This is a genomic window from Bradyrhizobium sp. USDA 4486, from assembly GCF_054057995.1.
On the sequence record NZ_JBSRZV010000001.1, the window covers coordinates 496,000 to 509,308 of the forward strand.

A 13,309-nucleotide genomic window follows, 5' to 3' on the forward strand; every position below is an offset into this window, starting at 1 on the left:
GCGAGTTGTCAATGACCTTGTTGCCGGAGCCGGGCTGAAGTTCTTGGACCGCGGGACTCACGAGCTGAAGGGGTTGCGGGGCCAGTGGGAGATCTTTGCGGCGAGCGCGTGAGCGAGATAGCGGCCCGCAAGCTCAAGCCCGCTCCTGGCCCGCGGTGCCCCTCGCTGTGCGCCGAGCGGGTCCGACTTTCCAGGCGAGAACGGAGGGTGGCTGCCCTCGCCACTGTTATTTGCCTGTGACCCGAGGCGGAATTGACTGAAGGCTTCCCTGGATTACGCTTCCCGCAATCCTTCATGCTCGCCGTTTCAACAAAGCGCTTTCTGTACGTTCTTTTTGTGAGCGGCATACGTTCAATGCTGCGGGCGGGAGCACCAAGGTCCGAAGACACCGTCCCGACTGCTCGCAGGCGGTGCAGGCCTCATTGTTTTGTTGTTTTCGGCGCGCGCTTTTTTGGTTTCGGGCCACCTGGCGCCCCCGCATCGTCCCCATGGCAAGGCCAAGCATCTCTGAATGCCTCGAGAGCGAGGGTAATCCCCGGTTCTTTCAGTCGATCCGGATTGTTGTCAATGTATTGAAGAAGGACCTTGGCGCTTTCCAACGCACTGCCTTGCGCGGGGGGGCATGCACGCACCTCAGCTGGCAGATTTGGCGAAAAGAGCATGGCGGTCTCGATCATTCCCTCACATGCTCCGGCGAACCGGGCTTCGTCCTGATCACGAAACGATTTCTGAACGAGGAGCCCGCAAGATTTCTGCGCGTCAGTTCCTTTATCGACGACCGTGCCGCTGACCCTCCCAATAAGTAAGAGCACCAGGCCGGCAAGAATGATATGGACCCGCATTAGCGTCCTCCGATTATCGGCGCACGAACAGCGGCGATCGGTGCACGGCTGGCACAAATTTCGACCCCGCGCGTCCTCTGCGCGAAATTTTGATGGGCTACAGACAGATTCTGGAAAGCGCCTATCAACCTGGCGCCTACGCGAGTCGCTTTGATCGATTGATGTCAGTGCTCGACCGTTCGAGGCAGGCCAACAACTGCGTATCGATGACCTCGCAGGACGAGCGCCGTAGACCGTACATCGAGGCGTTCCGACCATTGCCTATGCGAAGCGCTTCGAACTGGCTAACCGCCCTCAACTGCGCCAAACGACTGGTCGTCGGCGCGCGGCGCGATCGCCTCGATCGCGACCTATACGTATCTTGGACCGTTCGCGGCGGGTCCTCCAAACGATCGAGCGTTGTTTGGCCGCTTTGGACGGTCAACATTGCGCCGCACTTTCTCCGATGATGCCGTTCACTGAATTCGTGGGAAATCGAGTGCCATCGAGATGACTGATCAGAGCTTGATGAGCTCAATACTGAGGGACTTAGCCTCGATCTGGTTCAAGCTGCACCGTTTTTCTTCCCCCGTTCAGCTCTCTGAGTCGGTTTACGTATTCCTCAGGCTTTAGCAGATGAAACGGAGCTTCGAGGCCCATGAAAGTGGCTATGCGGCCGATGAAAGCAGTGCAATTGGTCGTTGCCGCATTCCATAGCGGCGAAGTCTCCTGCAGGTGCTTGATGTAAGCAAAGACCCTCTTGGCATCTGCCTCACTCAAGTAGACGCGATAGCTCGCCGTCAGATACTGCTCGTCAAGATCACCATAGCTCGCCCCTGTCTCAGAGGGGACAAAGATGATGTGTCCCAAGATGTACGGCACCTCATCGCCGGCGGGGGCCAAACCAGCGACCTCGACCTGCTTTTCGCTCGTCTTTCCGTACCAGACGAATGCATGACCGTACGTTGATGCCGTGCGGGCACGAAAATCAACGTAGTACGGACCTACGGTAGTCGCTCTTCGAACCGGCTTTGTTTCTGGTGTGGCCAATGACGCGCTCGGCGCAGCGGCGGCCATGCTGTCCGCATGTTTCGTCGTCGAATTAAGGAGAGCGTCCCGTTGCTGAGGGCGGGGATGCGCGGCGAGCGGCTGGGCACTACTGGCCCTGACTCCCCAGCTCACAAAGGCCGCCAGCAAGGCGGCCTTTGCAAGAAGCTCCAGGCCGGGATACCTCCGAAGCATTCCCACCATCTTCGAATCCTCTTGGATCCAAGATCCGATGCCACAGATACTCCGCCTACCCCCCCGAACGCCGCGGGCGTCCGAATGGATATTCAGATCAACCTTTGGTCACCAACGGGGCCGGAGCCGCGACCGGGTACTTGCCCACGGGGCTCTTACCGACGGGGTATTTGCCGACGGGATATTTGCCAACCGGCGCGGGCGCAGCGGCAACTGGCTGAGGCCGTGGCAGGTCGGCAGCGACTGCTGTTCCCACGAAAGCCAAAGAAGCAATACCAAGGATCACAACTCTCAACATTGGTCCCCACCATGATTCGAGTAAATTGGAATTCACCTGACAAGCATAGAGATAACCTGACGCTCGCCACTACGGCAATGAATAGACCGAGGAATTGGCGCTCCTCACAGCCGTTTTTTGCGGTCTGTTGCGAAAAAAGCACGCAAATTGAGGTATTTGGTTCCAATCGATTTCGTTGTCCCACAAATCGAGCGTTCGGCACCTACTTCAGAAGATCCGCGGGAAGACACGACCGGTCCGCGCCATATACTCGCGATAGGTGCCGCCAAATGTCTGCAGCATCATTCGCTCTTCTCTTGCGACGCGGCCAAAGAACAAGATCCCGAAGCCGGCCAGGCCGGCGAAACCGGCAATCCAATTGGGCAGTAGCAATGCCTGGGCGATAGCCCAGAGCCAAAATGCCGAATACATCGGGTGTCGAACTCTCCGGTAAATCCCGTCCGTCACCAGTTTATGATTCTCCCGCACGTCGAGACTTATCGACCAATTCCGGCCGAGTGCACGATGAGTCAGGTGAAATACGCCCAATGCGGCAATCGCAACGAGAGACCCCGCCCAAGCCAACGAGGGATGAAAGCTGTAAGCTGCGAAATGAGGAATTCCTGTCGCTACGTAGACGAGCGGAACAAGTCCAAGTCCTGAAAGGGATATGAGCAGAAGCGCAGTTTCCCGGGGGCCGCGAGCGCTCCACACAACCTTCTCACGGCGGGAACGCCGCGCGTACTTATGACGTATGAGGTACCAGCCGATCGCCATTGCAACGAAAATGACTTTTGAAATGGTGGGCGTCATTTAAACTAGGCTGCCGCGACCGGGCTGCCTGGCAGTTCGCTTTCCGACAGCGGCGCGCTCGCAATAAGCCCTCCGTCCTCAGCGATCATCGACACGGCGCCATCCGGGGCGAGCGTCTGGGCTTTGGCTGAAACAGGTCCGCATGTGAGCATGAAGTAGTCGTATGATGTTCGCCTGTCATTTCCACTGACGAACTGGCAATGCAAGCGGAAGAAATTGAAACGGATGCGTCGATATATGTCGTCGTCAAGCATTCGACTAAGTTTCACGACCCTCACGGTCGCCTCGTTCTCCGTCGACAAGCCCATTTCGGCCATTGGCCGGCTTTTGTAGAAGTTCAACAGGTCGACGAGCGCTTGATAATCGCCCCAGAAGATCGCGGGCGACTTGGCGACGCGTTCCATCGCCGTGCGAAAGCGTATTGCCTTCGGATGCAGGCCGATCTTGAGTATCGATGAACCAACGCTCAAGAACGTAAGGGGAGTTTTGTTCCGACCGAGCGCAGGGTCCAGTTTCAAGGCGCGATCAAGTAGATCAACCGCAAGTACGGCGCCAAGACTATGCGCTATGACCAAAATTTCGTCTGCGGCAGAGTTGCTTGCCGCGGCCACGAGCTCGGCGGCCAACCTGTCGAGCCTTTGCTCGATTGCCGAATTGCCGCATCGAATATACTCGCGCGAAAAAATCCAGTCATCGAACAAGGCGCCCAGATGCAGCCAGTGCCACGGGCCCGCCAAAGCGGCTGCGAACCCGAGGAGACCGCCACCGCTAGCAATTGCAATTGATCCGGTGATCTTGAATGCAAACACGCCGATCAAGAAGGCGGCTGCGACGAGCAGTCCGAACGTGACCAATGGATAGAGAAAGAAAAGTGCGTAGCGCCAGTTCGTCTGCAAGTAACGCCAAAGAGTTCCGGCCCAAACGAAATCCAGAAACGCAAGAATGCCGACGGAAATGCGTGCGCCAGTGCTCCGACGCCCGAAGGCCTCAATTACGTCGTGCCATCGGACCAGACGGTAATCGGTTTCGACCAGCCAGCCGGGGCCCCTCGTCGTGACATTCCACTGTATCTGGTCGGCGGTATCATGCGAACCGTCAACGGCCGCTTTCACGGACCACGTACGTTGGAACCTGGCAATCTCGCGCACAAAGCGTCGTTGCGCGCTGACATGCGCCGTGATTGGATCATAGCCGCCGATATGGAACACCAGCCGCTTCGCTACAGGCTTTTCGGCCATGGTCTTACACGCGACTCTCCGCGGACTCATCGTGTTACTCACTGCCCACGCGTCAATCGACCTGTAATCAAACGAGATGAACGTTTGAGGATTGTCAAGAGAGAATCAACCAGTTATGGGGGAACATGGGTCGTTTTATTTTGCGAGGTGAAATCCGAACCGCTCGAGCAATAGCGTCGATCGGCGCTGCTATGATTATCGGATTGTCCAGCACGGCGCCCTCTCAAGCGCAGGACGAGATATCATCTCGGGAGAGATGTCTTGCGGCAAATTTGGATATCTCGCTGGGCGCACAATTGCCCCGCACGGCGGTGCGCTTGAGATCTGGTGAGCCGCTAAAGATTGTCGCAATCGGATCATCGTCGACAGTAGGACTCTGGCAGGTTAGGTCCGCGGCCACATATCCTGAGGTGATGCGCCGGGAGCTGTCGAGGCTTAGATCGAACGCCAAGATCGACGTCATCAACAGCGGTCGAGTCGGCGACACGATTCCGAACAACATCGCTCGCTTCGAGCGTGATGTTTTCGCCCATGCACCTGATCTCGTTATCTGGCAACTGGGCACCAACGACGTCGCCTGGGGGGGGCGGCCAGACCAAGGCCTCAAAAAGACCGTTCTTGAAGGGGTAAGGGCACTCAAGGCAGGGTCTTCAGATGTCGTGTTGATGGATCTGCAATATGCACCGCAGGTGCTTGCTTCCGCCAGCTACTCAACGATGGAGGGCATCATCGCGGATGTCGCGAAGCAGGAACGGGTCGGGCTATTCTCTCGTTTTGCGCTGATGCGAAATTCGATCAGTGCCGGAGTTGCGCAAAGCGAGCTTGTAACGTGGGACGGATTGCACAACACGGCCGATGGATATGACTGCATTGGGCGAGCCCTTGCCCGAGCCATCTCCGCGAGTGCGCGTTGAGAGTCCCTAGCTCAGGCGAATTGAAGGCTGCGGCTTCGCATGAATTTGGGCGCCGGGCGGGACAGCGGCGCCGAGCGTGCAGATGCCCGCGAACGCGACGATCACCGCAATTCTCGCAGCGGTGACAGCAATTCGCGCAGACGCTGTCAGGAGGTGCGCTCATGCACCATTATGCCAGCCAACTTGTTGACCTGTTACTGGTGCTTGTCGCCGCCTGGATGGTGCCAGCCACCATTTTTATTATCTACGCCTATTTCGCTGGTCTTAAGAATCCGATCACAGAATCGGTCTTTGGACGTGTGATCATCATTTCTCTGTTCATCATAACTATCTCGATTTGGCTCCCGATCATTGTGGCCGTCATCGCCCTATCGCTGATCGGTCATTTGTGGTTCCGCTTCAGGGTAAAACCACGCAGATAGCAAGATATTTGCTAGAGGCAAATAGGCGGAGTCGAATTGGAGCGGCACCCCAGCAAAATAGAAAAGGGAAGCAAAGTAATGCACGCGTTTCTCTTGGTTCTGACGATAGCTGCAATCGATATTGTAACAATCGCCGAGGCTGCAGATTGGCGACCGCAATTTCTCTCATCGTGCCGAAGCGGTTGCGAGCAGCAAGGTGGCTTTTCAACGGACGCTTGCTTGCAAATTTGCAACTGCATGGCCTCGGAGATGGAAGCGAATTTTGGTAGCGAGACTCTCGGCTCCATTAGTACCCCGACCGCTGAGCAACTGCGTCGGACTAACGAAATCAGAGTGCTCTGCGTGCGTCGAATACTAGGGGGCTAGAGCTGGTCAGCTCCAGCATAGTAGTTTCGTATCGGCGCGGGGCGAGCGGTCTACCGGGGCATCGGCAGGATCAACAATTTGAAGAACGCCGCGTGTGATCGCTACCTCACCCACAAACGATCGGCAGCTTCCGGTTCTGGCCCCGAAGCTGACGAACCTCTTTCATGTTGTGTTGGACGCCGGGTGCCGGACTGATTCCGAAGCCGGTGCCTAGATTACTCACTGCACGGTCTTAAAAAGCAGTACTATTGGCTGTCGGCAAGCAACTGGGAGGAAGTCACGAAAATTCAACATTCGATGACATTGCTCGCGGGCATCGCAATCGGCGCCATCGCTGTCCAGGGCCTCCACGCTCAAGGGGCCAAGCTGAGAGCCTACGTCATCAGCGAAAATGAAATCCTCGATGCTTCGGCCCAAGCCGCTTACCTGCCTACGGCCCGCAGTCTGATAGCAGACGCCAGTGTTCGTGGTGGACAGCAACCGGCGAGTGATCTGCGCCGCAAAACTCGACTGCATCGACGAGCGGGCGGCGAGACGTCGAGCCGAACAAATGTATAGCGAGCACGAGGTTGAGCTTTGGGACGGCGATCGGTTCGTCGTCGTGTTTCGAGGTGCAGCGTCGAACGAAAATCCAGGCGATCGACCAACGCTGTCAGAGTAGTTTGCCACAGCTCAGCGTCAGCCACTCGTAATCGCGATTAATGGTCGTCTCGGTCTAACTCTCGCAACAGTCGATGAAGGAAGTCGCTGGCGTGGTTGTATTCTGCGCCGCCGTCCAGGATCTGATGAGCGAGCGGTGACATTATGTTGCCAATGGACTCCGAGCCAAGCAGCTCGGTCCGTGATGACCACAACTCCAACAGCCCGTGCGGGATGTGTTCGCTTGATCCAAATAGCGTGAGAAGCCGGCCTTCGGCGACACCATTATGATCATGGTGGGCCTTGGCCGCATAAAAGGCGAACAACCCACGAAAGGCCTCACGGGAAACTGAAGACTTTGCCATCGCAACGTCCCCCACACAATGTTTCAAATGAATTTGCGAAATCTGGAACTAAACGGAAGCTATTCCTTCGAGATCCTCACATGAAGAAGATTCTACAGCTGACCGGGAAAAAGGTGGCAAGCCGTTAACATGTTAGGTGGGCTCTTCTTGCTTTGGTCAGCATTCGGCCTCAGCATTGTTTCCGTTTCCTCGGCCCGCGTAGTTTCTTCTTCTTGCTCCTCTTCCTTAGGCTTGTACCCGATGTCGATCTCTTTGAACTCGACCTCGGTGCGTTCGTTTTAATCCAGTCTAAGAACCCGCCGCACTCCGCACATCGCTGAGCGAGAAAGATGCGGTGCTCGTTGATGCTCGCTGCTGGAAAGTGGGGCACCAAAGGGTATCAGACATTCTTTTGGTCCTTCTTTTTGCGGGGCCTATTGCTGGCGGCAACTTCCTCCTTGAGTTGTTGGCGGATCCCGGCGAGCTCTTTCTCATCAGGTTGTATCCGTGCGACGAGTTCACGTAAGAGACCCACACGAATGATAAAGCCTGGCCCGGAAGCCCTGCGTCGTGCTCAGGCGTCCTGCGGGATCGAGCGGCCGCTTCAGCGAGCACGGAACTGCCGACCGATCTCGGACGCGGAGAGGGCTCGGGCAAGCGCGAGCGAAAGCGACCGAAGCCGAAGAAGCGGTCGGCTCCCAAGATCAGCGACAAGGATGCCCGCAAGGCCGCACTGGTGTCCGAGAGAGAGCGGAAACGGCGCGACGCCGAGCGCCGCAAGGAGGAGCTGCCCGGGCGAGGGAGCGCGAGCGTTGGGAGAAGGCGACCGCCAAGGCGCTGGCGGTCTTTGACAAAACCAGGCGGGAGCACCAGGAGAGGGTGGCCGCGATCGAGGCCGAACGTGCGGCCTTGGACAAACGCGCCGAGGCTGAGCAGAAGCGCTACGACAAGCAAAGGGAGAAGGTCGAAGCGGCCCTCCGTCGAGCACGCGCGTAGGATTGTCAACGCATCGACGGGGCAAGACGACTCCGGAGAGGGGCTGCGAAACGATGGCAGTCCTGCGCGGAACGGCGTCTCCGCCATGTGGTTGGCGGGCTATGGACCTTCAATCTAAGGAGCCGTAGCGATGCTGGAAACGAATGACCTGCTGGTGAAGTGTCCCCGGTGCGGTACCTGGCCGATGGCCATCAGCTCCGGGAAGGACACGTTCTCGCAGCGCGAGATCGCCTTCCGATGTCCCAAGTGCGGCAACGAGGAAGCCGGGCGGCTCCGGCGTGCCGCCCTCTCGCCACTCTCCTCGCAAGGTGGTCTCGACGCCGCCTGAGCCTCTTGGCGACGGTTCCCGGAACGCGCCGCATTCCCGCGACTTGATCCGGCGGACAAGTGCAGAAGTGGAGGAGACCATGAAGCCAATCCTAGCCGTCTTGTGCCTGCTCGCGCTGGCGTCGTTCTCGCCGGCGGAAGCGAAGGGCTGCATCAAGGGTGCCATCGTCGGCGGCGTCGCCGGCCACGTGGCGGGCCACGGCAAGCTTGGCGCCGCGGCGGGATGCGCGATCGGGCACCATGAGGCCAACAAGCAGAAGAACCCGAGCGACTCGAATGCCCAAGTGCCGTCGGGGCGGAAGTAGCCGTCGCACTCGGCATCAGGGAGGCGCTGGATGAAGATCCGCTCCCACTCCGATAGCCACATCGTCGAGCTTGAGGACGGCTCGCGCTGGCAGATATTTCCGGGCGATCTCGACCTGACGCTCGGCTGGAAACCTGAGACCGAACTGACAGTCGTTGAAGCCCAGGACGAGGTTGCCACGCACGAACTGCTTGGCGGCAGCGGCAGGGTGCGCGTGAGGCCAGCGGGCGAGAGCTGGCCGGTAGGGGACGTCAAGGACGCGTTGAAGGACGGCTGACGAACACGGCAGCGAGGAAGCCACGACCCGCTCGGAGGAAGCGAACTGGGATTGCCATGGAAGACGAGAAGGCCCGACTGCTGGCCGAAGCGCGGAGGTGCCGGCGCCTGGCTGCCTCGATTACTGATCCGGAGGTGATCCAGTGGCTCACGGCCTTGGCGGAAGACTACGAACGCCGCGCCAATGCTTCGCCGGTCCCGAAGGACGGGATGGACTGAGTCTCTCGGGCCTCTCCCGGGCCCGAGAAGAGCATCGTCGCTGGCGTCGGCCGCGCTGGCAGGAAATGCAGCTCGCCATTCGGCGTCCGGACCGCGTATGTGAACCAGCGCTCACGGCACTTTCGCGTGGCATGAATGAGGCTGTCTTTCGCCGCAGGAGGTCGGGATCAAGGACGGCGATTTCACGATACGCGGGCTCGTTGCCGAGCTTGCCGGTCGCGGATCACGTTGCGCCGTGGACATCCGTGTACAAGGTCCACCATCAGGTCGAGGCCGACGTGACGTTCCTGTTGACCAGCGGTGGACACAATGCCTGTGTCGTCGCCCCCGGGCGAGCCCGGGCACAGCTATCAGGTCATGACCAAGGCTGCGGATGCGCCTTATGTCGGCCCGGATGAGTGGCTGAAGCTGGCGCCGCATGTCGGAGGCTCCTGGTGGCCGGAAATGAGGGCAATGGCTGGTGGCGCACTCGGGCGAGCTCTACGGCCCACCCCAGATCGGGGGCGATCTAGGCGACGCGCCGGGCCATTACGTCCACACCTAATCCTCAGGCTCGGCATTCGGCGCGAGGTCGGACGAGCGGAACGGCTTTGCCTTGTCCAGGTTGCGGTAGGCTTCTGCGGCGGTTCGCAGCAGCTTCTTTTCCCGCTTGCGGTCGAGGAAGCGAATGTGGGCCTCGGGGGCCGCCTCGTTCAAGGATGCTGCCAGCGTCTGCCCTCGCGCATCGTCGTTCAGCTGTCCGAGGGAGCGTTGCGCCCTGCGCAATTGCTTGAGGATCGACTTCTGCTTCGTCAGCGAATCCTCGGCGAAAAGATCCTGCAGCGATTCGATCGAATAGGTCAGCCGCTTGTTGAGCAGCCGCAGCTTGTGCCGCTTTTCGGTGTCGAGTTTGCGGAGTTTGCGCGCTTTCTTGAGCAGCGTCTTTTCCCATTCCGTCAGTTTCGCCGTGGCGTGCTCGGCGAGCGTGCAGCGGCGCAGCCTGACGGCCTCTTTGCTGCGCCGGGTCGACCAGGGGCCGCTCTTGATCCAGGCCGAGGTCTGCTCGACCAGGCGGCGATATCGCGCCGATTGCAGCGCGCGTGTCAGCAGGCGGTGGCTCTCGGCGCGCTTCTCGTCCCAATGCCGAAGCTCGGCGATCACGGCGAGCTCCTCGCCGCTTTCGGCGACGACGCGCTCGATCGCCACGTCGAGGTCCCGCACCATGCCGAGCTGGCTGTTCAGCCATTTCAGCTCGGTCCAGACGCTTGGCCGCAGCGCGTCATCGACCATGGGTGCGAAAAAGCGGATTGCGGTGCGCAGATGCGCCAGTGCGATCCGGATCTGGTGCAGCGCCTCCGGGTCACCGCGGCATGTGCCCTCATGCTGGGCGAGGACGTCATCGAGATGACGGCGGGCAATGATCCGGAATGCCGTATCGCAGGCCATGCCGGGGCTGAGCCGGCCGGGCAGGTCGCCACGGCGCGCCGCGGGCTTGGCGAGCGCGACCGCCGCCGCCGAACTCTTGGTGGGTCGCGCCATCCTAGCCCGCGCCAATCAGATTGCCCTATTTGCCCTCAGCGATCGCGTCCCGGCAGCGCTCCAGCGTTTGCGCCTGTGTCCCGGATGCATCGATGGTCGCCCAACCGATATGGCCGATACTATAGTGCTCTTGCAGCGCGGCAACCTCTTGCGTGGCGTCGGAAGCATCCCCTTGACGGCCGCCGATTCGCGCCTTTCGGGTGGCGAGGTCTGCGACCAGGAATAATCCATTGAGCGGCACGCCACAGGTGCGGGCCAGGGCGGCGAGGTCGTCCCGTTCGGATTCGCGCGCAAAGACGGCATCGACGATGGTAGAATGGCTTTGCGCCAGCACCTGCCGGGCACGTTGCATCAGCACCTCGTAGACGCGCGCCGTCACCTCAGGCCCATAGGCGGAGGGCCGCAGCCGGTCGGTCTGCCCGACCTGAAACAACTGCTTGCGAATGACGTCGCTGCGCAGCACGACGGCGCCCGGCTCGGGCGCCACGGCGGGAGCCAGTGCACGGGCGAGGACGGACTTGCCGGTGCCCGACAGTCCGCCAACAGCGATCAGGCGAGGGGCGGGCGGATCAATCAAACTCCGGGCGAGCTCGAAATAGCGACGCGCATCGTCGAGAATTCCGGTCCGGTCGGCATCCAGCCGCTCGAGCCGCGCCAGCGCTACCTGCGCACGGATCGCCGCGCGGATGGACATGAACAGCGGCAGCGCGGCCAGGGCGTCGAGAGTTTCGACGGGCGCCTGCGTCAGATATTGGTTCAGCACCGCGTTGGCGGCGTTCGCCTGGCTGTAGCGCAGCAGGTCCATCAGCGTGAACGCGAGATCGTAGAGCACATCCACGGTTGCCATTTGCGTATCGAACTCGATCGCGTCGAACAGGACGGGCCGATCCTCGATCAGCACGATATTGGCAAGGTGCAAGTCGCCGTGACAGCGGCGCACGAAGCCACGGCGGGCGCGCTGCTCGAGCATGGCGCGGAGGCGCAGGAACATCGCATGTGAGGCCTTGCCAAGCTGCTCGATCGCCGCCCGCTCGAGATGGTCGCCGGCGCGCAAGCCGTTGCTGTTGCCGTCGATCAGGGCGGGAACGGAATTGACCCACGCAGCACCGTCAGCGACCGTTGCTTGCGCATGCGACGCTCCGATCGCATCTGCGATGGATGAACCCAGCTCCGCATCCAGCGGGCCGGCCTTCGCCAAATGATCCAGCGTGCGGCTTTCGTCGAAACGGGACATGTCGACGGCATACTCGATCGTCCGGCCGCTTCCCTCGACCTGCACCAATCCGTCCGGCTCTTCGGCGATCGCTACGACGCGATGATAGATCTGCGGGGCGAGCGGCCGGTTGATGTTGATCTCCTCCTCGCAGGCGATCTTGCGCTTTTCGAGCGTCGAATAGTCGAGGAACGGAAATTTGACAGCCCGCTTGATCTTTAGCGCGCGCGTGCCGTCGAGGAACACCGAGGCTGCGTGCGTGTCGATCCGTTCCACGCCGGGACGCGCGCCGAGCGCCTGGAAGACCCGTTCCTGGTTAGCAGAATCATCCGTCATCTCTGCGGGCATGTCCCGATAGGTCGCCGAGCGCTGAGGCCCCAAGCTAGCCTTTAGAGCCGGACCGCGGCCAGTCCTTGACATCCATCAAGGCGCGCCGCCAGCGGCTGGTTCCTGCCTTGAGAAGGATCAAGAGACCCGACGAAAGGCAAGCGTATCCTGACCGGCAAGGAGAATTCCGATGCCCATCAAAGATGTCTTTCTGCCGCTTGTCGGCCAGCCGCGCGGGCCGACGCTCGCAGCGATCGAGAAATGCGTGGCCGTGACCGCCGACCTCGGCGCTAGGATCACCGCCCTTGCGCTTGAGGAGGAAGTTTTCGTGCGGCCGAAGGTCATATGCCCCGGCGAGCCGGAGCCCGCGCGGGCCGGCGGTTCGAACGAGCTAGGCGACACGCAGCAACTCCTGAACGTTTTCACGCAGGCAGCCTCCCGTGCCAACATTCGCGCCCAGAGCCGATCGGCCAAGGTGCCGGCAGACCAGATCGCCTTGATCCTGGCCGAGCATGCGCGCTTTGCCGATCTCACGCTGGTCCCCGTAAGGCCGCATGACAGCGGAACGGAACACATCATTGAGGCGCTGCTGTTCGAATCGGGCCGGCCGCTGCTGCTCTGCCCGGAACAGCATGTGGACGAGCTGCGACCGGAATTCGAGAGTGTCATGATTGCCTGGGATCACTCCGCCCGTGCCGCACGGGCCGTCGGCGACGCGTTGCCCATTCTTCAGGCCGCCGCGTCCGTACGGGTGCTCACGGTGACGGACGACAAGACCGAGGCGATCAGCCAATCAGGCATGGATCTCGTCCATCATCTCAGGGAACACGGGATCTACGCCTCCTTCGAAACGACAGAGGGCGGCGGCAGCTCGACCGGCAAGGTGCTCGGAAGCTGGGCGAATTCCCATGCCATCGATGCCATCGTGATGGGCGCCTATCATCATTCGCGCCTGAACGAGATCGTCTGGGGCGGTGCGACAAAGACCGTCATTGGCCAGCCACCTTGCTGGGTTATGATCTCGCACTAGAGCATGATGCGGAAAACTGCGCA

The 13,309-nt window shown here is 60.3% G+C and carries 15 protein-coding genes and 1 pseudogene; 9 read left to right on the top strand and 7 right to left on the bottom strand.

What is annotated here, in order from left to right; all coding sequences use genetic code 11:
* Positions 1 to 419: 419 nt before the first annotated feature.
* Entirely contained in the window at positions 420 to 842 is a 423-nt protein-coding gene (locus ACVWY3_RS02420; protein WP_456837025.1) for a Rap1a/Tai family immunity protein, read from the bottom strand.
* An 89-nt stretch (positions 843 to 931) separates the two neighbouring features.
* Here ACVWY3_RS02420 and ACVWY3_RS02425 point away from each other — a divergent pair, with 89 nt between their 5' ends.
* Positions 932 to 1,291, top strand: a complete 360-nt coding sequence (locus tag ACVWY3_RS02425) for a hypothetical protein (RefSeq protein ID WP_456837026.1) — start codon at positions 932 to 934, stop codon at positions 1,289 to 1,291.
* A gap of 79 nt (positions 1,292 to 1,370) precedes the next feature.
* On the opposite strand, the gene ACVWY3_RS02430 is transcribed toward ACVWY3_RS02425, so the two are convergent.
* The 3 genes from ACVWY3_RS02430 to ACVWY3_RS02440 form a co-directional block, all read right to left on the bottom strand.
* The gene (locus ACVWY3_RS02430) at positions 1,371 to 2,072 is read right to left on the bottom strand and encodes a hypothetical protein (RefSeq protein WP_456837027.1); all 702 of its coding nucleotides are present in this window, start codon (positions 2,070 to 2,072) and stop codon (positions 1,371 to 1,373) included.
* A 496-nt stretch (positions 2,073 to 2,568) separates the two neighbouring features.
* Positions 2,569 to 3,153 carry a protein-S-isoprenylcysteine O-methyltransferase gene (locus ACVWY3_RS02435; RefSeq protein ID WP_456837028.1) on the bottom strand — a complete coding sequence of 195 codons (585 nt, stop codon included), beginning with the start codon at positions 3,151 to 3,153 and terminating at the stop codon, positions 2,569 to 2,571.
* 5 nt (positions 3,154 to 3,158) lie between these two features.
* The gene (locus ACVWY3_RS02440) at positions 3,159 to 4,391 is read right to left on the bottom strand and encodes a hypothetical protein (RefSeq protein WP_456837029.1); all 1,233 of its coding nucleotides are present in this window, start codon (positions 4,389 to 4,391) and stop codon (positions 3,159 to 3,161) included.
* A gap of 125 nt (positions 4,392 to 4,516) precedes the next feature.
* Here ACVWY3_RS02440 and ACVWY3_RS02445 point away from each other — a divergent pair, with 125 nt between their 5' ends.
* Together ACVWY3_RS02445 and ACVWY3_RS02450 are read left to right on the top strand one after the other, a co-directional pair.
* On the top strand, positions 4,517 to 5,305 hold the full coding sequence (locus tag ACVWY3_RS02445) for an SGNH/GDSL hydrolase family protein (RefSeq protein ID WP_456837030.1): 789 nt from the start codon (positions 4,517 to 4,519) through the stop codon (positions 5,303 to 5,305).
* A 161-nt stretch (positions 5,306 to 5,466) separates the two neighbouring features.
* A complete protein-coding gene (locus tag ACVWY3_RS02450; RefSeq protein WP_456837031.1) occupies positions 5,467 to 5,727 on the top strand; it encodes a hypothetical protein in 261 nt (86 codons plus the stop codon).
* A 1,064-nt stretch (positions 5,728 to 6,791) separates the two neighbouring features.
* Here the strand turns inward: ACVWY3_RS02450 and ACVWY3_RS02455 are convergent.
* Entirely contained in the window at positions 6,792 to 7,097 is a 306-nt protein-coding gene (locus tag ACVWY3_RS02455) for a hypothetical protein (RefSeq protein WP_456837032.1), read from the bottom strand.
* Positions 7,098 to 8,202: 1,105 nt separating this feature from the next.
* On the opposite strand from ACVWY3_RS02455, the gene ACVWY3_RS02460 reads away from it, so the two are divergent.
* The 5 genes and pseudogenes from ACVWY3_RS02460 to ACVWY3_RS02480 all read left to right on the top strand — a co-directional run.
* The gene (locus tag ACVWY3_RS02460) at positions 8,203 to 8,400 is read left to right on the top strand and encodes a hypothetical protein (protein ID WP_456837033.1); all 198 of its coding nucleotides are present in this window, start codon (positions 8,203 to 8,205) and stop codon (positions 8,398 to 8,400) included.
* Positions 8,401 to 8,479: 79 nt separating this feature from the next.
* Positions 8,480 to 8,704: a hypothetical protein gene (locus tag ACVWY3_RS02465; RefSeq protein ID WP_456837034.1), complete on the top strand. Its 225-nt coding sequence runs from the start codon at positions 8,480 to 8,482 to the stop codon at positions 8,702 to 8,704.
* A 30-nt stretch (positions 8,705 to 8,734) separates the two neighbouring features.
* Positions 8,735 to 8,980, top strand: coding sequence for a hypothetical protein (locus tag ACVWY3_RS02470; RefSeq protein WP_456837035.1), 246 nt, complete (start codon positions 8,735 to 8,737; stop codon positions 8,978 to 8,980).
* Between the two features lie 56 nt (positions 8,981 to 9,036).
* Positions 9,037 to 9,198 carry a hypothetical protein gene (locus ACVWY3_RS02475; protein ID WP_456837036.1) on the top strand — a complete coding sequence of 54 codons (162 nt, stop codon included), beginning with the start codon at positions 9,037 to 9,039 and terminating at the stop codon, positions 9,196 to 9,198.
* A gap of 215 nt (positions 9,199 to 9,413) precedes the next feature.
* Positions 9,414 to 9,742 (top strand): annotated as a pseudogene (locus ACVWY3_RS02480) (poly-beta-hydroxybutyrate polymerase); the annotation flags it as partial.
* Here ACVWY3_RS02480 and ACVWY3_RS02485 read toward each other — a convergent pair.
* A complete protein-coding gene (locus ACVWY3_RS02485; RefSeq protein WP_456837037.1) occupies positions 9,739 to 10,716 on the bottom strand; it encodes a CHAD domain-containing protein in 978 nt (325 codons plus the stop codon). The pseudogene ACVWY3_RS02480 and the gene ACVWY3_RS02485 sit on opposite strands and share 4 nt — an antisense overlap.
* Before the next feature lie 25 nt (positions 10,717 to 10,741).
* On the bottom strand, positions 10,742 to 12,265 hold the full coding sequence (locus tag ACVWY3_RS02490; RefSeq protein ID WP_456843269.1) for a bifunctional aminoglycoside phosphotransferase/ATP-binding protein: 1,524 nt from the start codon (positions 12,263 to 12,265) through the stop codon (positions 10,742 to 10,744).
* Between the two features lie 181 nt (positions 12,266 to 12,446).
* On the opposite strand from ACVWY3_RS02490, the gene ACVWY3_RS02495 reads away from it, so the two are divergent.
* The gene (locus ACVWY3_RS02495) at positions 12,447 to 13,286 is read left to right on the top strand and encodes a universal stress protein (RefSeq protein ID WP_456837038.1); all 840 of its coding nucleotides are present in this window, start codon (positions 12,447 to 12,449) and stop codon (positions 13,284 to 13,286) included.
* Positions 13,287 to 13,309 lie beyond the last annotated feature (23 nt).